Here is a 19,035-nt window from a genome sequence, read left to right as displayed (position 1 = left end):
ATCACTGCTTGTGCAGAACAATCGACCTCGTCACCCCCCGGCCCTGGAGCCGCCACTTACAACCTGTTCTCGACGACAGGTTCTGCTCAGCCGTTTCCGGCAGCGGCGGATTCCGGCGGCGCCAGTGGCAGGGTGCGGAGGCGGCTCACCGGGGAGATGACGAGCCCGATCACTACGGCGGCCGAGCCGATGGCCGCCGTGGTGAGCGCGCCCTCGGCGCCGACCGCACCCGTGAGAAGGCCGGCGGACAGACCGCCGAGTGCGCCGCCGCCGAAGAGCAAGGTGCGGAAGACCGCGGTCATGCGGCCCATCATCGCCTGCGGGGTGCTGGTCTGGCGCAGGCTGACGATGATGACATTGGCGACGCCGAGGCCCAGGTAGGTGGCAAAGAAGGACAGGACGAACATCCCCACCATCACCGGCCTCGGGCCGCCGGCCACGACGATCAGTGTCGGGCCCAGCAGGAGGGCCGTCTGAGCCACGAGATAGACCGGCCCGAGCGGGAATCGGGCGATGATCTTCCGGGAGATCACCGCGCCGATCAAGCCGCCCACGGAGGCCGTCGCGAAGACGCCGCCCAGGGTCGTGGAGTCCAGCTGCAGGTCACGCGTGCCGTACAGCAGGAACATGGTCCAGACGGTGACCATGGAGAAGTTGCAGCAGAACCCGGCGAGGGCCAGCGCCCGCAGGATCGGGTTGCCGAACACCCAGCGCAGACCTTCGCGCAGTTCGGTCAGCAGGCGTCTGTTGGCCGCAGGCGGTTCCGGGCGTGGCTCGCGCGTGCGGATCAGCAGCAGGGACGCCAGAGACACCAGGTAGGAGAAGGCGTCGACGACCAACGCCACCGGCGCCGTCAGCGCACTGATCAGGGCACCGGCGAGCCCTGGACCGGCCACGTCGGCCGCCGACGAGCTGATGCCCATCTTGGCGCCGGCCTCGACGTAGTGTTTGGGGTCCTTCACGAGGGTGGGTACGAAAGACATCCAGCTCACGTCGGACAGCACCGACGCGACGCCGATGACGCAGGCGATGACCAGCAGCGGTGCCATGCTGAGGATATCCAGCCAGGCCAGGACCGGAATCAAGGCGAGCAGGAGCATCCGGGTGAGGTTGGCCCACACCATGACGGGCCGCCGCCTGACCCGGTCGACCCAGACCCCGAACAGCAGCGCGAGCCCAAGGTAGGGCGCGAGCTGCAGGAACCGCAGGAGACCGACCTGCTCGTCGGTGGCGTGGAAGGCGTAGATCGCGGTCAGCGGCAGCGCGAGGTTGGTGACCTGGGTGCCGAGCAGCGACAGGGTTTCACCGAGCCAGAACTTCAGGAAGTCGCTGTTGCGCCACAGTCCTTCCCGCGCGGAGGCGGCACCCGGCTCGGTGAGGGCTTCAGCGGTCGTCACGGCTACCGCCCGCGACGCTGAGGTCGGCGACCGCCGCGACGACCTGGTCCACCTCCTGTTCGGTGTTGTAGTAGTGCGGCGACAGGCGCAGGCACCAGTCGACGTCCTTGTCGCCGAAGTCGAACTGCGCGAAGTGGCGGAAGCTGAGCGCCGAGTTGATACGGCGTGCGTCCATGGCGGCCTTGAACGCCTCCGGCTGCCAGCCGTCGATGGCGAAGGTGACCAGGGCGCCCAGTTGCCGGCCGTGGTCGAGCACGCGGACTCCCGGCAGGCCGGCGAGCCTGTCGCGCAGGCCGGCGGCCAGGGCGGGGGTACGGCGGGCGATGGCGTCCATGCCGACCTGGCGGGCGTAGCGTGCTGCGGCGGCGCAGCCGAGGACGATGGCGTAGGGGAACTCCCAGTCCTCGAACCTGGCTGCCGTCTCGACGGGCTGGTAGCGGCCCGGCTCGACCCAGCGCGCGCCGTACATGTCGATGAACAGCGGCTCGTAGCCGGCGCTCAGGACGCGGTCGGACACGTACAGGAAGCCAGAGCCGCGGGGGCCGCGCAGGAACTTGCGGCAGGTGGCGGTGAGCAGGTCGCAGCCGATCTCCGCGACGTCGATCGGGTACTGGCCGACCGACTGGCAGGCGTCGACCAGGTACAGCAGATCCAGTTCGCGGCAGAGGCGGCCGATGTCGGCGACCGGCTGGACCAGGCCGGAGTTGGTGGGGATGTGGGTGGCGGCCACCAGCCGGGGCCGGTGCTGGCGCATCAGGGTGGCCATCGCCGCCACGTCCACCCCGCCCTCGGGCAGGTCGGGCGCGTGTACGACCTTCACGCCGAACCTCTTGCTCAGCGACAGGAAGGCGATCTGGTTGGAGATGAAGTCGTTGCGGGTGGTGAGGATGACGTCACCGGCCTCGAACGGTATCGCCGACAGGGCGGTGGAGAACGCGTGGGTGGCGCTGCCGGCGAAGGCGATGTTCTCGGGAGTGCAGTTGATCAGGGCAGCGGTCTCGGCGTAGAACTCGCGGACCTGCTCGGCGCGGGCGGCCGAGGCCTCGTAGCCGCCGATACTCGCCTCCAGCCGCAGGTGGTCGATCATCGCGGCCAGCACGGGCGCGGCCAGCAGGCCGCAACCGGCGTTGTTGAAGTGCACGACGTCGCCGGCGCCGGGGGTGTCCGCGCGCAGGGCGGCAACGTCCAGAAGCGATTCTGGCGAAGTTCTGGAAGCGCTATTATCGATTCTCATGTCGGACAGTAGCAGTTCTGGGGAGTTGGCGACCAGGATGCGTGTGATGATCGACCGGCTGTCACCGGGCGACCGTCTGCCCAGCAGCCGCGAGCTGATCCGGCGCTACCAGGTCGGCCCCGCAACGGTGTCACAGGCGATCGCCACGCTCGCCGCCGAGGGCCTGGTGGTCACCCGTCCGGGCAGCGGTACGTACGTCGCGGCACGCGCCCAGCGGCGCGCCGAAGTGGCCGACACCGCCTGGCAGAGCGTCACCCTCGCCGACCGGAGCGTGGACACCCGGATCCTCACCGGCCCCGTCGGCACGCCACCCGAGGGCACGATCATGCTGGACGGCGGCTACCTGCATCGATCGCTCCAGCCCACCCAGATCCTGACCGCGGCGCTGGCCCGCGCCGCACGCCGCCCCGACGCCTGGGACCGCGCCCCCGCCACCGGCCTGGCGGCCCTGCGCAGCGTGTTCGCCACCATGGCCGGCGGCGGCGTGAGCGCGGACGACATCCTGGTCACGGCCGGCGGGCAGAGCGCCCTGTCCATGGCCTTGCGCGCCATCGCCGCACCCGGCGACCCCATCCTGATGGAGTCGCCCACCTACCCGGGAGCCATCGCCGCCGCCAGGGCAGCCGGCCTGCGCCCGGTACCGGTACCGATGGATGCCGACGGCCTGCAACCCGACCTGCTGGCCGACGCCTTCGCCATGACCCGCGCACGCCTGCTGTACTGCCAGCCGGCTTATCACAACCCCACCGGCACCGTGCTGGCCCCGCAGCGCCGCCGGCAGATCATCGAGGTGGCCAGGGCGGCGGGCGCATTCGTGATCGAGGACGACTTCGCGCGGCACCTGGGCCACGGCACGCCGGTGCCGCCACCCCTGCTCGCCGACGATCGTGACGGCACCGTGGTCTACCTGACCTCGCTCACCAAACCGGCGGCGCCGAGCCTGCGCATCGGCGCCCTGGTGGCCCGAGGCCCGGTGATGGAACGCCTGCGCGCCACCCGTCTGGTCGACGACTTCTTCGTCACCCGCCCGCTCCAGGAGACCGCGCTCGAACTCCTCAGCTCTCCCACCTGGGAACGGCATGTCCGCATCCTGGCCGCAGCCCTGCGGGAGCGGTGCGCAGCGCTGGCGTCCGCCGTCACGCACGAACTCCCCCACTGGACCCTCACCCGTATCCCCGCGGGCGGACTGCACCTGTGGGTCCGCCTGCCCTACGGCACCGACGACACCGTGATCGCCGACACGGCCCGTCAGCACGGCGTCGCCGTCAGCGCCGGCAACCGCTACTTCGCCACCGAGCTCCCGGCCGCCTACCTACGCCTCGGCTTCGCCGCCACCGCCGATCGCACCGAGTTGATCGAAGCCGCACACCGACTCGCTTCCGCTCACGAGCACGCCGCCGGCACGCGCTGATCGAAGCGCCAGAACCGCACCCACCACCCGCGGACCTCCTAGCACTCCACTGACCTGCAAGAACGCACAGATGGCGGCTGGTGGGGCCGGCCTTGCCGACACCCCCGGGCGGAGCCGTCCACACCGCCTGTACCTACTAGTATGTATAGTGATTGCATGAGTACCGCCGAACGCCTCGTCGAAAGCACTCGGGACCTGTTGTGGGAACGCGGCTACATCGGCACCAGCCCCAAGGCCATCCAGCAGCGGGCCGGAGTCGGCCAGGGCAGCATGTACCACCACTTCGCCGGCAAGCCGGATCTGGCGCTCGCTGCGATCAACCGCACCGCCCAGGAGATGCGGGCCAAGGCCGAGGAGCAGTTCTCCGCTTCCGGTGACGCCACCGAGCGGATCACCGCGTATCTGCGTCGCGAACGGGAGGTCCTCAAGGGCTGCCCGATCGGCCGCCTCACCCAGGATCCGGACGTCATGGCCGATCCGATGCTGCGGGCGCCGGTCGAGGAGACCCTTGCCTGGCTGCGCGACCGTCTCGCCGAGATCCTGGCCGAGGGGCGCGAGCGCGGCGAACTGGATGCCGCGCTGGATCCGCAGGCCACCGCGGCTACGGTCGTCGCGGTTCTGCAGGGCGGCTACGTGCTGGCCCGGGCCGCCGATTCCCCGGCCCCGTTCGACCAGGCGATCACGGGTGTGCTGGGCCTGCTGGCCGCGCACACCTCAACCGCCCCCAAGTAGAGGGAGCCTTGCCCTTCCATGCGCATATCCCGCACGCCACCGTCCACCGCCACCGCCACCGCCCCGTCCGAGTGGGTCACCGGCGCCGCATGGGTCGAGGAGATCGCCGCCCCTGAAAGCCCTTCGCGCATCCGGGTCGACAGCGTTCACTTCGCGCCCGGCGCCCGCACCGTCTGGCACCGCCACCCCCTGGGCCAAGTGCTGCACGTCACCCAGGGAGCCGGACTCGTCCAGCGCCGTGGCAGCACGGTGGAAGCCATCCGCGTCGGCGACAGGGTGCGTATCGCCCCGGACGAATGGCACTGGCACGGTGCCGCTCCCACTACCTCCATGACCCATCTGGCCATCGAGGAGATCGCCGAGGACGGCACCGAAGCCGAACGCGGCGCCGCGGTGACCGACACCGAATACCTCGCCCATCCGCCGGTCCTGTGACCGTCCGGCCGGCCATCGGGAAAGGCTGCACCTTCCATGTACGCCAAGCAGTACGAGATCACTCTGCCCGCCGACTACGACATGCGCATCATCCGCAGACGGGTGGCTGCCGGCGGCCACGTCCTCGACGACCGCGCCGGGCTGGGCCTGAAGGCGTATGCCATCCGCGAGCGCGGCGGCGACGGCTCGCCGGTCAACCAGTACGCCCCCTTCTATCTGTGGAACGACACCGGGGAGATGGCCCGCTTCCTCGTCGGCGGCGGTGGGTTCCACAACATCGTGCGTGACTTCGGGCGCCCGGCCGTACGCCACTGGACCGGTCTGGCCTGTCACGCGGGGCCGGCTCGCACGGCGTCCCCCCAGGCGGCCTCACGCCGCCTCACCCCGATCCCCGCCGAATCCGATCCCGGCGGCACCGGCCTGGGGCTTGCCGAGCTGATCGAACGGGAGACAGAGGAGCTTCGCCTGCTCGCCCGTCGCGAAGACGTGCACACCGTCGCGCTGGCCGTCGACCCCCATCACTGGCAGTTGATGCGGTTCGTCCTGTGGAAGAACGCTGTCGCACCGGACGAGGCGGCCACCGAGCGCTACGAGGTGCTGCACTTGTCCGCGCCAGGCTTGGCCGGCCTGCCGGAAGGGCAGGCCTGGTAGGCCCCCGCCTCCCACGCCGGTGCATTGTTCAATGATCATTCGAGGGCGGCGCCGAGCTCGTCCAGGACGTAGGCCGACCATCGGGACAGGGCGGCGATGACGGCGTCCCTGACCGGGCCGGGGCGGTCGTCGAACTCGGTGGCGACCGAGGTGAGGAAGCAGCCTCTGCGGTCGTCGGCCATGTAGTCGAACCACGCGCCGAACGCGCGCGGCAGCCGTTCGGCGCCCGGCCGCGCGCCGGCCGGACACCTGCCGCGCAGGACGGGAGCAGGCGGCGATCTGCAGTGCCTGCCGCAGGCCACCGAGGGCATACGGTTTCAGATGAACGGGGAAACGACGCTCGCCAGCGTGAGGCCGAGGCAGGCCATCACGAAGTAGCCCCTCTTGGGCCACCGGGTTGCTGTCTGTCGCCAGGCGATCACCAGGGTGGCTGCCGTCACGAGTGCCGACAGCAGATGCATGCCGTACCACCAGGGGATCGGCGCATCCCCCAGGGTTTCCCCGACAGTCAGGTCGCCGGCCAGCGCATGGCCGGCGACCATGGTGAGCACGCCCAGCCCCAGCAGTGCGAGCCAGGGCGACGACTGGCGGAACGCACGGGTGGGCACTGCGCGCAGGACGGTTCCCACCAGGAAGAGCAGCGACGACCACCGGTGCAACTGCTGCATGAGCAGACCACCACGCACCTCGAACCTGGTCGGCAGCTCCGCGGCGTAAGCGGCGCTCATCTCGACTCCGCGCAGCGGCTCGTAGGAGCCGTCATAGATCACCCGGTCGCTCGGCGTGTAGAAGAATGCGAGGAAGGCGCCGGTGAGCAGGACGACCACGAAACAGTAGACGAGCATCTCGCTCATCAGCGTCTTGTACAACCTCATTCGGCTTATTCCACCACGGATCAGAACGCGACGATCTCACGGCCCATACGGAAGCCGTACAGGCGGTGGCCCGCCAGGTCCAGCCGCCCTCTACCGGCGTCCAGGCGTTGATCAGCTCGTCCGGTTCCCACTCGGTCCGCACCCGCGGCTGCGCGGGGTCGACGGCGACACCGAACTGGCCGTCGGCTGGTACCGGGTATGACCAGAACGCTCCCGACGACCACCAGGGGCACATCGTCGGCCCCGACCTGATCCCGGTCTCCTGACCGGGGGCCCTGCGCTTCTTCGCGGCTCTTCCGGTCTTACGCGGCTCCCCCGGGGCGGGAGACGACCCGTTTCTCGCCCCGTCGCCCTCAGACGGTCAGCGGATCGGAGGCGGCGGGCAGGTTGTTCAGGGCCTCGACCAGCGGCGCGAGCTCCGGGGTCCGCTCCGCCTCGCCCAGCGCCCTGGCCAGGACCTCGTCGTGGGTCGGCCGGGCCTGCGTCAGCAGCGCCCACCCTTGCTCGGTGAGCTCGGTGTAGATGCCGCGCCGGTCGTCCTGGCACAGGATGCGGGTCAGCAGCCCGCGGTCTTCGAGCCGGTTGACCAGCCGGGTGGTGGCGCTGCCGGACAGGGCCGCGGCACGGGCCAGCTGCTGCATCCGCATGTGCCAGCCGTCCTGGCGTGACAGCGCGTCCAGGACGGTGTATTCGACCACCGACAGCTCGTGGCCGGCCTGCAACGCCCTCTCCATCGCGGCGTCGATCAGCCCGTGCAGCGCGGCCAGCGTCCGCCAGCCCTGTGTGCGGATCTGCACCGCGTCGTCTCCGATTGCCACGGCCGCCTCCTTCTCGTGTCCTCCCCCGTCCAGGCGGGCAGTCCTCGCGACCCAGCCTACCAATGTTTCGAAATAAAACGCGCGTGCAAGTATATTTTCCGTGCGGGTGCCGGGCGGCCGGCGCGCCCGCCCCTCGCGCGGCGGCGCGGCACGCCGGCGGCATCCGCGCGAGATCGCCGGGGTCGGCCGGCGCCCGTGGATCGGCTCAGGGGGCGGTGAAGGCCAGAGGGGCGTTGTGGCCGCCGAAGCCGAAGGAGTTGGTCATCGCCGCCGCCCACCGGCCGTGGCGCGGCCGCCCGGTGACGATGTCGAGCTTGACCCGAGGATCCAGCTCCTGCAGGTTGCGGGTGGCGGGGATCACCCCGTCGCGGAGGGCGAGGATCGCGGCGATCGCGCCCACCGCCCCGGCGGCCCCGCACAGGTGGCCGGTCATCGACTTGGTGGCGGTGAGCGCGGGATGTGTCCCCAGCGCCTCGATGATCGAACGGGTCTCGGTCAGGTCGCCGGTCGGGGTCGAGGTGGCGTGGGCGTTCACGTGCCCGACGTCGAGGGCCTGCAGCCCGGCCGAGGCCAGGGCCAGCCGCATCGCGCGCACCTGCCCGCCCGCGTCGGCGCCGGTGATGTGGTGGGCGTCGGAGGTGGTGGCCGCGCCGGCCAGCGTGGCGTGCGCCCGGGCTCCGCGGGCCGCGGCGAACCCTTCGCGTTCCAGGACCACCACGGCGGCCCCCTCGCCGAGGACGAAGCCGTCGCGCCCGGCGTCGAAAGGCCGGGAGCCGGACGGTCTCGGCCGGACATGAGGGCCGGCCAGGTGAGGGGTGACCTTCGCGGCTACCCGGCCTGCGCGGTTCTCACTCCCGCGCTGGCCGCGACGATCCGAGCGACCCGAGCCGGCGGGATCTCGGTCGTGTCGACGACCTCCGCCTCGCGGCTCAACCAGGGCAGGGCCCGGCGGTAATCGGCAAGATGGTCCAGCCGCCACTGCCGAGCTCCGGTTTCGACGGCGTCCGTCTCGATCCGGCGGGTAAGGGTGGCCTGGTCGGTGTGGAGCGTGAAGTGGTGGACGGGGATGCCGCTTTTCTCCAGGCCGAGGCGGATCTCCGCCCAGTACTCCTCGATGAGGACCGTCTGCGGGATGACGAGCACTCCGCCGAGATAGTCGAGCAGATGGGAAGCGGTCTGCACGACCAGCCCGCGCCACGGAGGCCACTGCTGGAAGTTCCTGACCTCCGGCAGCCCCTGGATGTGGCGCAGCATGAAGCCCACGTGTTCGGAGTCGAAGATCCGCGTCTCTGGAATGATCTTTACGAGTTCTCCGGCGGTGGTCGTCTTGCCCGCGCCGAAGGTCCCGTTCAACCAGATGATCATGGCGTCAGCCTACCCGTGGAGGCGTGATCGGGGCAGCTCTCGGCGTCCGTCAGCGGATTCGTCGTGCTGCTCGGGTCCGTCTCGTGCGCGGCGTCACCTTCCTTGATCAGATCCGGCGCAGGGCGCGGATCGGCCGGGTGAGAAGCAGCGCCGCGCACACCGCGGCGCTGACCCCCGCCGAGACGAACAACAGGTCGATGGGGTCCACCACCGCGCTGACCGGCCCGACCAGGGCCTGGCCGACGGCCGATCCGCAGACCGAGCCCGCGATCTCGTAGGCGGTCACCCGGTTGAGGACGTCGGGGGCCACCTGGGTCTGCACGCTCGTCGACCACATCACCGACCAGAACGCCCATGCCATGCCTCCGGCCAGGTGCCCGGCCATCAGCAGCGGCAGGGGCAGCTCCAGCGCCACCGACAGCGGGATGAGCGCGAACCCGGTCATCGCGGCGGCGCCCGCCGCGAGCGGCCGGGCCGGGCGGAAGCGGATCGCGATCAAGCCGCCCACGACCGTGCCGGCGCCGAGCCCCGCCATCACCCAGCCGTAGGCGGCCTCTCCCAGGCGCTCGCCGATCAGCCGGGAGCTGAGGGGGATGTAGGGACCGAAGACCAGCAGCCCGAAGAACATCCACACGACGATCACCGACCACATCCAGGTGCGGGAGCGGAACTCCGTCCAGCCGCGCCGCAGGTCGAGCAGGACCGTCGAGCGTTCCCCGCGCGCGGCGGAGGGGGTCGGCCGCAGCAGCGCGAGGCAAAGGCCGCTGAGGGCGAAGGCGGCGGCGTTGAGGGAGTAGACCATGCCCGCGCCGCTCACGGCCATGATCACCCCGGCGAGCGCGGGCCCGGCGAGCTGTGCGGCCGCGTCGGCGATCTTTAGGGTGGCGTTGGCGCGCTGCGGGTCCCGCGCCACCAGCGGCACCATGCCGTTGACGCCGGGCTGGAACATCGCGGCGGCCGTTCCGGCGAGGAAGGAGCAGCTCAGCAGCAGCCACAGCGGCGGGGTGCCGGTGAGGAACGCCACCGCCACCGTGCCCTGGGTGAAGACCCTGACGACGTCCGCGCCGACCATCATGGCGCGGGCGCCGATCCGGTCGGCGAAGACCCCGCCGAACAGGACGAAGATCACGAACGGGAAGGTCCAGGTGGCCAGAACGTACCCCACGCCGGAAACGCCGTAGACGGCCCCGACGGCCAGCGCGGCGGCCACCTGTATCATCGCGTCACCGAGCAGCGACACCGAGCGGGCGCCGAAGTAGAGCGAGAAATCCTTGGTCCAGAGGCTCTCACGGGCGGCGGGCAGCCGGTCGCCGTCCAGAATCGCGGTCATTCGACGAACTCCATGAAAGCCCATTCTGAACATCCGTCACGCCGATCACAGGCGTCCGTAATGACATCATTAGGTACATTCGTGCCATGAGACATCGTGTGGTCGCCGTGGTCGGCACGATCCAGGAGATGTACCCGGTGACCTGCGCCTCGGCGGTCTTCGGCTACCACGGGCCCGACATCCCCCAGCACTACGACTTCGCGCTGTGCACCGAGAAGCCGGGGCCGGTGCGGACCACGGTGGGCGTCGACATCATCGTCGAGCGGGGCCTGGAGGCCCTTGAGGACGCCGACACCATCCTGCTCGCCGGCTGGTGCCTGCGCCCGGACCTCGTGTCGGGGCTCGCCGAGGGGGTTCTCGCCGCCCACGCCCGGGGCGCCCGGATCATGGCGATCTGCGGCGGGGTCTACGTACCGGCGTCGCTCGGCCTGCTCGACGGCCGCACCGCCGCCATCCACTGGGAGCTGACCGCCGACCTGGCCCGGCGGTATCCCCGGGTCCGGACCGACGCCGGCGTCCTGTACGTCGACCACGGCGACGTGGCGACCGCGGGGGCGTCCGCGACCACCGTCGACCTGTGCCTCAACCAGGTCCGCAGGGAGCACGGCGCCGCGCTGGCGATGCGGATCGGCCGCCAGCTGTCGGCTGCCCCGCACCGCGAGGGCTGCCAGCGCCAGTACCCCCAGCTGCCGACGACGGGCCCCATCCCCGACTCCCTGGCCCCGCTGCTCGACTGGATCACCGCCAATCTCGACCGCCCGCTGACCATCGAGGACATGGCCGTCCACACCGGCCTCTCCCCCCGCACCCTGAGCCGCCACTTCACCGACCAGCTCGGCGTCTCCCCGGGCCGCTGGCTCCTCGACCGGCGCATCGCCAGCACCCGAGCCCTCCTGGAGGAGACCGACCTGCCCGTGGAGACCATCGCCCAGCGCGTGGGCCTGTCCTCGGCGGTCAACCTCCGCCGCCGCTTCCACAAGGCCCTCCACACCACCCCGGCCGCCTACCGCCGCTCCTTCCGCTGACCGCCGGCCCCCGCTCCCGCCGGTGCCGGCGTCAACGGGCGGGCGGCCCCTGAACCGAGGCCGACCGCCGCCCTCCACCGTCCGCCGGGCCGCCGGACGTCATCCGGCGCCCATCATCCGGCTCTCCCAGGCCCAGGCCGCGATCTCGACCCGGCTGCGTACGCCCAGCTTGACCAGGATGCCCGACACGTATCCCTTGACCGTGCTCAGCGAGAGGAACAGCTCGTCGGCGATCTCCTGGTTGGTGCGGCCCCTGGCGACCGCCTGCACGATCTCGATCTCCCGCGCGGTCAGGGGCTGCGCGGGCGGGCGGCCCCCGCCCCGGGCGCCGCGGTCGGCGAGGTGGCGCAGCAACCGCAACGTGATCGACGGCGAGATGAGCGCGTCCCCTGCGTGGGCGGCCCGCACGGCCTCGACCAGCAGGCTCGGACCCGCGTCCTTCAGCACGAACCCGACCGCGCCGCCGCGCAACGCGCCGTAGACGTACTCGTCCAGGTCGAACGTGGTGACCATGACCACCCGGGGCGGCGCGTCGGCCAGCGCGCGGGCGACTTCGATCCCGTCGAGGCGGGGCATCTGGACGTCCACCAGGCACACGTCCGGGTGTGTCTCGCGGGCCTGCTCGATGGCCTCGACTCCGTCGCACGCCTCGGCGACCACGGTGATGTCGGGCTGGTCCTCGAGGATGATCCGCAGGCTGGCCCGGATCATCGCCTGGTCGTCGGCCAGCAGCACCCGGATGGTCACCGCCGCTCCCGCACGGGCACGGGCGGCGTCATCGGCGCTCGCCGGTGGGGATGGTGGCACGCACCGACCAGCCGGAGCCGGGGCGGGGGCCGGCGCTGAGGGTGCCGCCGAGGGCGTCGAGGCGTTCGCGCATGCCGACGAGGCCGTATCCGGCGCGGCGGTGACGGCGCAAGGGCGCCTGCGGGGCGTCGTCCTCGACCACGACCGTGACGGCCTCCTCGTCCTGGGTGACGTCGATGGTGACCGCGCGGGCCTGCCGGGCGTGCCGGGAGACGTTGGTCAGCGACTCGCGCACGACGCGGTACACGGTGCCGCGCACCTCGGGCGGCCAGCTGTCCGGCTCGGCGGCCAGGTGCAGGCGCGCCCGCCGGCCGTGGCTTTCGAAGCCCTCGATCAGCTCGGCGAGCCGTTCGCGGCCCGCCGGACCGGCACCGGTGTCGCGCATGAGGCCGACCACGCGGCGGGTGGCGGCTAGGGCCTCGGAACCCGCGGTCTCGATGCCGGCCAGGGAGCCGGCTGTGCTGTCCGGGTGCTTGGCGGTGAGGAGCCGGGCGGCCTGGGCCTGGAGCACGATGCTGGTGATGTGGTGGGCGACGACGTCGTGCAGCTCCCTGGCCAGCTCCAGGCGTTCGGCACGCCGTACCCGCTCGGCGGCGGCGTGGCGGCGGGCGGCCAGCAGCCGCAGGCCGAGCCCGCCGGCCAGGGCGGCGAGCCAGAGCAGGCCGCCCAGCACCGGTACGGCCGAGCGGGGGCTGGCCAGGAGCCCGCCCGTCATCACGGCCAGCCCCGCGACGGCGACGGCGCGGGCCGTACGGGCGGGCAGTGTCCTGACCGCGGAGCCGACGAGCACCGCCAGAGCCAGGGACGTGGCGGGGCCGGGTTCGGCGGGCAGGTGAACGAGGCGGGCGGCGAGCACGGCGAGCGCCGCCACGGCCGCGCCCGCGACCGCGGTCCAGAACCGGTTGCGGCGGCGCACCAGGGCGAGCACGCACACCGACGCGCCGACGGCCGCGCCGAACAGCCAGTAGCCCTCGCCCCAGCTGCCGGCGACCTGGTATGCCTGGAAGGCGACGGCCGCCGCGAACACCACGCCGAGCCCGGCGTCGACCGCCGCCTCGAGCCGATCGGGAAAAACCACGGCACCCAGGCTAGGACAAGGGTTCCGCCGGCCTGTACCGGCCGAAAGTACTGTTACGTTCCCTGCTTTGTGTCGATGTGGGCAGCCGGCCCCGGTTTGCAGGATGAGGCCCCATGCCACATGAAACGCTCCCCCCGACGCCGGCACCTACGGGATCGGGGCAGCCCGCTACGACCGCCTCCGGCAGGCCGCGTATCGCCGCGCTCGATGTGCTGCGCGGGTTCGCCCTGTGCGGAATCCTGCTGGCCAACGTCAAGCCGATCGCTCACATGGTCCACACCGGAGAAGCCACCCAGCCTGTGGTGGTGGCGGGTCAGGACGACGCCTGGCTGGGGCTGGGGTTATTCGTCGACCAGCGCTTCTTCCCGATCTTCTCCCTGTTGTTCGGCATCGGCTTCTCGCTGCTGCTGGACTCCGCGCGGCGCCGTGTCCCCCGCCCGCGGGTGCTCCTGCTGCGCCGGATCCTGGTGCTGCTGGCGATGGGCCTGGCTCACATGTTCCTGCTGTGGCGGGGCGACATCCTGACCGTCTACGCCGTCGTCGGCCTGCTGGTGCTGCTTCCCTCGACCTGGCTGCCGCGCCGGGCCGTGGCGGGGCTCGCCGCCTGCCTCGTCGCGACGCCGCTGATCCTCGGCGGCAACGGCGTGTCGGTGGTGCCGGGGCTGTTCCTGCTGGGCTCGGCGCTGACCCGGTACGGCGTGATCGACCGGATCGGGCGTTCCGCCCGCGTGCCGGCCGTGCTGGGCCTGGTCTTCGCGGCGGGGGCGGTGCCCGCCACGTGGCTGCAGATCCGGTCCGGGGCCGCCGGCACCGACGATTTCACCTCCTGGTTCGCCCTCGCCGGGTTGCTGACCGCAGGCGCGTACGTGTGCGCCCTGCTGCTCCTGCTGAGAACGCCGCTCCGGCCGGTGCTCCAGGGGGCCTTCGCGCCACTGGGCCGGATGGCGCTGACCAACTACCTGTCCGCCACGGTCCTCGTCCTGGTGGCCGCACGCCTCATCGGCGGCTCGCCGGACGGCTGGTCCCAGACGACGGTGCTCCTCATCGCCGGGGCCATCCTCGTCCCCCAGTGGCTGGTGTCCACGCTCTGGCTGCGCCGCTACCGTCAAGGGCCCCTGGAATGGCTCTGGCGCTGGGCCACCTGGGCGCAGCGTCCGTCCCTGCGCCGCACCTCCTGACCGCTCCCGGGCTGTCGAGGAGATCACCGACGAGGCCCTCCGCTCCCGAGCATGTTCCGAGCCGCCAGGTAGCGTTGACCGGACAGAGCCACTGGTCTGTTCGGTCCTTGGAACGGCATAGCCGCAGGTCAGCGCATCGCGCTTGTTCTCCGCGCCAATTCGGCCGCATGCTCGGCGCCGCCATCCGGCGCCGAAACCTGGTCTCCGCGACACTCGGCACAGACCCCGTGACCTGCACCGATCGATCCACTTTGGGGCTGGGGACAGCTTCGGGAGAAGGACGCCCATTCGGTCCGCGCTGCGCGATCGGCGTAGGACATGCATTCCCGAGTCAGCTGCTTCGCATAACCCCCACATGCCCAACCCAGATGTCCCGCGTTGGCGAAGGTTAAGCGTGTGCCACCGAAGCTTGGACGAAGGCGTCACTGGCCTGAAAGCGGATGCAGGTCCAGGATCATGTCGAACGACTGTGCGCCGTCACTCCCGGTGAAGGAGCCGACGAGCTGGAAGCCGTGCTTCTTGTAGTAGCGAACGGCGCGTGGGTTGTCGACGAGAACGCCGCCGAACAGGATGATTCTCGTCCTGCCGAAATGCCGAGCGACGTCCGCGATGAGCGGGAAGATCTGCGTTCCCACCCCCCTCCCCTGGTAGTCGTCGGACAGAGTGGGCCCGAAGCGGCAGTCCGTCGCCGTCAGGTGGATGCCGGCCTCCTGGTAGCGGGCGATGTCCGCCGGGTGGAGATCGAGACTGAATTCGACAAGTCCGACGATCCTGCCGGACAGCACGTCCTCAAGCACCAGCCTGAGCTTGTCGTAGCGCGCGATCGCGTCACACAGCTTCCGGGCAGCCTCGAGGTCGTACCCGTCGAAGGTACTCAGTCGCCTCGATTCGGCCGACAGCCCCTCCAGGAAGGCCGCAAGACGCTCCGCGTCAGTGTGCATGAGCGGTCGGAAGACGACGTCCGAACCGTCCTTCAGGTTCAGGCGACGCGTCAGTACAAGCGGGTCTTCGGCGACCGCCGCCAGTGTGAGCACTTCAGCAATCCCTCCCCCTCAAACCTTGGTGGCGCGAACCTACTGGTCACCAACCTTCGATGGCAACGCGCCATGTTCGATGTCACCCGGCACCAGTTCGGGCCCGGAACTCCTATATCTACGGCGAGCCGCCAATCAGATGCGGGTGGCGTCGAGTGGGCGGGGGTCTTGTAGCGGTTTGATCGCTCCGAGTGGTCGGCCTGTTGGTTGGTCCTACTTTGCGGGTTATGCCGGTGGAGTTCTTGGCGGATGATGAGGCGGCTGCTTACGGGCGGTTCGCGGGGCCGCCGGCGCAGGCTGATCTGGAGCGGGTGTTCTTCCTCGATGATGAGGATCGGGCGCTGGTCGGGCAGCGGCGCGGCGTGCACATGAGGCTGGGGTTCGCCCTTCAGCTGGTGACGGTGCGCCGGCTGGGGACGTTCATGGAAGATCCTCTGGGTGTGCCGGGTGCGGTGCTGGAGTTCGTGGCCGAGCAGCTGGGTGTCGAGGACGCCTCGCAGGTGAAGCGGTACGCCGAGCGGCGGGAGACGCCGTTCGATCATCAGCGTGATATCCGGCGGGCGTATGGGTGGAAGGACTTCACCGACGTCGGCGGGGAGTTCACCGCGTGAGTGCGGCGCGGTCGTGGACGTCGGGCGACGGCCCGAAGGCGATCTTCACTGACGGGGTGGGGTGGCTGCGGGAGCGCAAGGTGCTGCTGCCGGGGGTGACGGTGCTGGCGCGGCTGGTCGCGCGGGTCCGCGATGACACGACCAAGCGGTTGTTTCGAGGTGAACAGCAGGTCCAGCACGTCCAGGGCGTCGTGGACTGAGGAGGTTTCCAGATGCCGCACGGTGGCCAGCAGCGTGGCCGCCTGACCCGCCCTCCACCCGATCGTCTCCGACACGAACACGATCAAGCAGAAACCCCACCCAACCAGCCGCATTCACCGCTCCGAAACGATCACGATCCGCAATCGTGATTTCTCATTCCGCTACCTGGCGGTTGGGGACATGTTCGGGAGCAGAGGGCCGACGAGGGCGACGCCGACGCCGCACGGGCGCCGGTGGAGAAGGCAGCCGACGGCGAGCCGTACCTCTACCCCGGCGACCAGCACCTGTTCGCCGGCAGCTCGCCGCCCTCCTACGATGCCGGGGGCGCCGCGCTGCTGCCCGACCGGACGCCTGCGTTCCTCGGCTCCCGGTGAGGTGATCGCTTTTCCCGCGGTCGCGCAGGCGCCGGGACACGCCGACCACGCGGGGGGCGGCCGGACATCACGCCAGCGCGGCCGCCTTGCGCAGCAGCACCGACCGCTCGCGGACGTTACGGCACAGCCGGGCGGCGAGCTCCAGTTCGGCCCGGGCCTCGGCGGTCCGGCCGAGCCGGGCGAGCAGCTCGCCGCGCACGCTGGGCAGCAGGTACGACCCCGACAGCCCGCCTGCGGCGACCAGCTCGTCCACGACGGACAGCGCCTGCTGCGGCCCGTTCGCCATCGCGACGGCGACGGCCCGGTTGAGCTCGACGACGGGTGAGGGAGCCACCCGGCCGAGCACCTCATACAGCAGCACGACACGCTCCCAGTCGGTCTCCGGCACCGAGGACGCCGACGCGTGGCAGGCGGCGATCGCCGCCTGCAGGCCGTACGGTCCCAGGCCGCGTCCGACGGCCGAGGCCCGGCCGATCGCGGCCAGGCCGCGGCGGATCGCCGACCGGTCCCACAGGCGCCGGTCCTGATCCTCCAGGAGCACCGCTTCGCCGTCGGGCCCGGTGCGTGCGGGAAAGCGCGCGGCCGTGAGCTCGAACAGGGCGAGCAGTCCGTACACCTCCGGCTCATCGGGCAGCAACGCGGCCAGCGTCCTGGCCAGCCGGATCGCCTCGTAGGCGAGATCGGTGCGCAGCAGGCGGTCACCGGCCGTTGCCGTCGAACCCTCCGTGAAGATCACATACAGCACGCTCAGGACACCGCCGAGCCGCTGGCGCCGTTCCTCGGGCGGTGGCAGCTCGAACGGCACTCGCGCCGCGGCGATCGTCTTCTTGCCGCGCGTGATCCGAGCCTGGAGGGTCGGCACGGGCACGAGGAACGCCCGGGCGATCTCCTCGCTCGACAGGCCGCCGACCGCGCGCAGCGTCAGGGCCACGCGAGCCTCGGGCGAGAGCACCGGATGGCAGGCCACGAACATCAGCGCGAGAACGTCGTCGTCGACCCGGTCGGGATCCCACGGCAGGTCGTCCGGCCGGTCTCGCGGGGTCGTCGCGCCCGAGCTCGTCTCCCCCTCGGCCAGCCGGCCGGCGAGCACGGCGTACCGCTCGTCGAGCGCCGACCGGCGGCGGAAGGAGTCGATGGCGCGCCGCCGCGCGGTCGCCAGCAGCCAACCCATCGGGTTCGCCGGCGCACCCTCGCGCGACCAGGTGACCAGCGCCTCCGCCACCGCCTCCTGCGCGACGTCCTCGGCGAGCTCGAAGTCCCCGGTGTAGCGGGCCAGCGCACCGACGATCCGCGCGGACTCGATCCGCCAGACGGCCTCGACGGCCCGCCGCGCCGACTCGGTGCTCAGCGGGCCGCCGGTGGCCGCGGGCGTCAAAGCTGGCCGGTCCGCTCGCGCCACGCCCGCTCCCTGACGATCCACTCGTTGTCCTGCGGGAACTCCTCGATGCCCGGCACCCGGCGGATCTCACACTTCGTGCCGGTGACCGCGGGCAGTCGCTTGGCCCACTCGACCGCCTCCTCCTTCGAAGCCACATCGAGCACGTAGAAGCCGCCGAACAGCTCCTTCGTCTCGCCATACGGGCCGTCGGTGACCACCGGCGCCTCACCGCTGAAGTCGACCACCACCCCCTGGGCCGCGTCCTCCAGGCCCTCGGCGGCGACGAGCACCCCGGCCCGGATCAGCTCGTCGTTGAAACGGCCCATCGTCTCGAGCATCTGCTCGAAGGGCGTCTCCATCATCTTCGCGACGGATTCGTCCGTGCCCCGCATGATCAGCATGTACTTCGCCATCTTCGAACTCCTCGTCGTCGGGGTCGCCACTCGACCTTCTCACTCCAAGGTCGAACGGGGCGGCCGCGGATCGACACGACAGACGAACGCAGACCATTTTGCATCCGGGCGCCCGCCCGAGTGGGTCCGTTGGATTTCCGGCCAAGACCCCGGGCACCCCGAGCATGACTGGACCGCCCGGGACGGACCGCGCTGACCGATGCCTCATCGCTTAGCGGAAATTTCGGCCGGATGTCACCGGGACGCCGACACGGCGAGATGAGAGCGCTATGCTCAATCACCTCTAAGGTTAGTAATAACCCATTAGACAGGAGTCTACCAAACAAATGGAGTCCCGTCAACACGCGTCCGCCCGTGCCGCAGCACTGAGAGCCGAACAGTCCCGCCTCACCAGGCTCTACGACCGCCTCGACACCCTCAGGGAGCAGGTCCGCGCCTCGCTCGGCCGGATCTACGCGAGCGGCGAGCCCGGCGGAACCCGCCAGGCCAGGGTCGAGCGGGAGGTCTCCGCGGACGAGCACGCCCGCCACCTGGCCCGGCTGTCGGGGGTGGAACACGGCCTGTGCTTCGGCAGGATCGACGACCGCGACGGCGAGACCTGCTACATCGGCCGGATCGGCATGCGCGACGCCGGCCACGACATCATCCTCACCGACTGGCGGGCCCCGGCCGCCCGCCCCTTCTACAC

At 71.0% G+C, this 19,035-nt stretch carries 22 protein-coding genes and 1 pseudogene; 10 read left to right on the top strand and 13 right to left on the bottom strand.

The features are described 5' to 3' along the window. Positions 1 to 86 precede the first annotated feature (86 nt). Together CA984_RS19440 and CA984_RS19435 are read right to left on the bottom strand one after the other, a co-directional pair. On the bottom strand, positions 87 to 1,397 hold the full coding sequence (locus CA984_RS19440; protein WP_086574384.1) for an MFS transporter: 1,311 nt from the start codon (positions 1,395 to 1,397) through the stop codon (positions 87 to 89). Further along, entirely contained in the window at positions 1,384 to 2,631 is a 1,248-nt protein-coding gene (locus CA984_RS19435; protein WP_086574382.1) for an aminotransferase class V-fold PLP-dependent enzyme, read from the bottom strand. Before CA984_RS19435 ends, CA984_RS19440 begins: the two co-directional genes overlap by 14 nt. 46 nt (positions 2,632 to 2,677) lie before the next feature. On the opposite strand from CA984_RS19435, the gene CA984_RS19430 reads away from it, so the two are divergent. From CA984_RS19430 to CA984_RS19415, 4 genes are all read left to right on the top strand, one after another. Next, entirely contained in the window at positions 2,678 to 4,042 is a 1,365-nt protein-coding gene (locus tag CA984_RS19430; RefSeq protein ID WP_086574380.1) for an aminotransferase-like domain-containing protein, read from the top strand. 156 nt (positions 4,043 to 4,198) lie between these two features. Then, positions 4,199 to 4,774, top strand: coding sequence for a TetR/AcrR family transcriptional regulator (locus CA984_RS19425; protein WP_086574378.1), 576 nt, complete (start codon positions 4,199 to 4,201; stop codon positions 4,772 to 4,774). An 18-nt stretch (positions 4,775 to 4,792) separates the two neighbouring features. Next, positions 4,793 to 5,209, top strand: coding sequence for a (R)-mandelonitrile lyase (locus CA984_RS19420; RefSeq protein ID WP_086574376.1), 417 nt, complete (start codon positions 4,793 to 4,795; stop codon positions 5,207 to 5,209). A gap of 36 nt (positions 5,210 to 5,245) precedes the next feature. Next, a complete protein-coding gene (locus CA984_RS19415) occupies positions 5,246 to 5,860 on the top strand; it encodes a DUF4865 family protein (RefSeq protein ID WP_086574374.1) in 615 nt (204 codons plus the stop codon). A 35-nt stretch (positions 5,861 to 5,895) separates the two neighbouring features. On the opposite strand, the gene CA984_RS19410 is transcribed toward CA984_RS19415, so the two are convergent. The 6 genes from CA984_RS19410 to CA984_RS19380 form a co-directional block, all read right to left on the bottom strand. After that, positions 5,896 to 6,171: a TetR family transcriptional regulator C-terminal domain-containing protein gene (locus tag CA984_RS19410; protein WP_207620938.1), complete on the bottom strand. Its 276-nt coding sequence runs from the start codon at positions 6,169 to 6,171 to the stop codon at positions 5,896 to 5,898. Between the two features lie 6 nt (positions 6,172 to 6,177). Further along, the gene (locus CA984_RS19405; protein ID WP_086574372.1) at positions 6,178 to 6,735 is read right to left on the bottom strand and encodes a cytochrome b family protein; all 558 of its coding nucleotides are present in this window, start codon (positions 6,733 to 6,735) and stop codon (positions 6,178 to 6,180) included. A 353-nt stretch (positions 6,736 to 7,088) separates the two neighbouring features. After that, positions 7,089 to 7,553: a MarR family winged helix-turn-helix transcriptional regulator gene (locus CA984_RS19395; RefSeq protein WP_086574368.1), complete on the bottom strand. Its 465-nt coding sequence runs from the start codon at positions 7,551 to 7,553 to the stop codon at positions 7,089 to 7,091. Positions 7,554 to 7,758: 205 nt separating this feature from the next. Beyond that, positions 7,759 to 8,361 carry a beta-ketoacyl synthase N-terminal-like domain-containing protein gene (locus CA984_RS19390; RefSeq protein WP_278249038.1) on the bottom strand — a complete coding sequence of 201 codons (603 nt, stop codon included), beginning with the start codon at positions 8,359 to 8,361 and terminating at the stop codon, positions 7,759 to 7,761. Positions 8,362 to 8,381: 20 nt separating this feature from the next. Beyond that, positions 8,382 to 8,918, bottom strand: a complete 537-nt coding sequence (locus CA984_RS19385) for a P-loop nucleotide/nucleoside kinase family protein (protein WP_086574365.1) — start codon at positions 8,916 to 8,918, stop codon at positions 8,382 to 8,384. A 106-nt stretch (positions 8,919 to 9,024) separates the two neighbouring features. Beyond that, the gene (locus tag CA984_RS19380; protein WP_086574362.1) at positions 9,025 to 10,248 is read right to left on the bottom strand and encodes an MFS transporter; all 1,224 of its coding nucleotides are present in this window, start codon (positions 10,246 to 10,248) and stop codon (positions 9,025 to 9,027) included. A gap of 86 nt (positions 10,249 to 10,334) precedes the next feature. Between CA984_RS19380 and CA984_RS19375 the strand changes: the two genes are divergently transcribed. Beyond that, positions 10,335 to 11,273 (top strand): GlxA family transcriptional regulator, encoded by a 939-nt coding sequence (locus tag CA984_RS19375; protein ID WP_086574360.1) that lies wholly within the window; start codon positions 10,335 to 10,337, stop codon positions 11,271 to 11,273. A gap of 99 nt (positions 11,274 to 11,372) precedes the next feature. Here the strand turns inward: CA984_RS19375 and CA984_RS19370 are convergent, their stop codons facing one another. Both CA984_RS19370 and CA984_RS19365 read right to left on the bottom strand, forming a co-directional pair. After that, entirely contained in the window at positions 11,373 to 12,020 is a 648-nt protein-coding gene (locus CA984_RS19370; RefSeq protein ID WP_086574358.1) for a response regulator, read from the bottom strand. Between the two features lie 28 nt (positions 12,021 to 12,048). Beyond that, on the bottom strand, positions 12,049 to 13,158 hold the full coding sequence (locus tag CA984_RS19365) for a sensor histidine kinase (protein WP_086574355.1): 1,110 nt from the start codon (positions 13,156 to 13,158) through the stop codon (positions 12,049 to 12,051). A gap of 113 nt (positions 13,159 to 13,271) precedes the next feature. Between CA984_RS19365 and CA984_RS19360 the strand changes: the two genes are divergently transcribed. After that, entirely contained in the window at positions 13,272 to 14,336 is a 1,065-nt protein-coding gene (locus CA984_RS19360; RefSeq protein ID WP_086574352.1) for a DUF418 domain-containing protein, read from the top strand. Positions 14,337 to 14,758: 422 nt separating this feature from the next. Here the strand turns inward: CA984_RS19360 and CA984_RS19355 are convergent, their stop codons facing one another. After that, a complete protein-coding gene (locus CA984_RS19355) occupies positions 14,759 to 15,370 on the bottom strand; it encodes a GNAT family N-acetyltransferase (protein WP_086574350.1) in 612 nt (203 codons plus the stop codon). A gap of 191 nt (positions 15,371 to 15,561) precedes the next feature. Here CA984_RS19355 and CA984_RS48720 point away from each other — a divergent pair, with 191 nt between their 5' ends. The 3 genes from CA984_RS48720 to CA984_RS19340 all read left to right on the top strand — a co-directional run bounded on the left by CA984_RS48720 (position 15,562) and on the right by CA984_RS19340 (position 16,556). After that, entirely contained in the window at positions 15,562 to 15,981 is a 420-nt protein-coding gene (locus tag CA984_RS48720; RefSeq protein ID WP_086574347.1) for a DUF4158 domain-containing protein, read from the top strand. Then, positions 15,978 to 16,181 carry a DUF4158 domain-containing protein gene (locus CA984_RS48715; protein ID WP_165781326.1) on the top strand — a complete coding sequence of 68 codons (204 nt, stop codon included), beginning with the start codon at positions 15,978 to 15,980 and terminating at the stop codon, positions 16,179 to 16,181. The genes CA984_RS48720 and CA984_RS48715 overlap by 4 nt, the downstream gene beginning before the upstream one ends. A 234-nt stretch (positions 16,182 to 16,415) precedes the next feature. Next, positions 16,416 to 16,556, top strand: a complete 141-nt coding sequence (locus tag CA984_RS19340) for a hypothetical protein (RefSeq protein WP_207620937.1) — start codon at positions 16,416 to 16,418, stop codon at positions 16,554 to 16,556. A 67-nt stretch (positions 16,557 to 16,623) separates the two neighbouring features. Here CA984_RS19340 and CA984_RS19335 read toward each other — a convergent pair whose 3' ends face one another. Beyond that, entirely contained in the window at positions 16,624 to 17,931 is a 1,308-nt protein-coding gene (locus CA984_RS19335) for an RNA polymerase sigma factor (protein ID WP_423229316.1), read from the bottom strand. Then, the gene (locus tag CA984_RS19330; protein WP_086574341.1) at positions 17,928 to 18,347 is read right to left on the bottom strand and encodes a YciI family protein; all 420 of its coding nucleotides are present in this window, start codon (positions 18,345 to 18,347) and stop codon (positions 17,928 to 17,930) included. The genes CA984_RS19335 and CA984_RS19330 overlap by 4 nt, the downstream gene beginning before the upstream one ends. Before the next feature lie 326 nt (positions 18,348 to 18,673). On the opposite strand from CA984_RS19330, the pseudogene CA984_RS19325 reads away from it, so the two are divergent. Continuing rightward, a pseudogene (locus tag CA984_RS19325) lies at positions 18,674 to 19,035 on the top strand (helicase); the annotation flags it as partial.

Source organism: Streptosporangium minutum (assembly GCF_002149035.1).
GTDB classification, from domain to species: Bacteria; Actinomycetota; Actinomycetes; order Streptosporangiales; family Streptosporangiaceae; genus Streptosporangium; species Streptosporangium minutum.
Note: the sequence above shows the minus strand (reverse complement) of the source record. Positions and strands in the feature narration are given on the sequence as shown.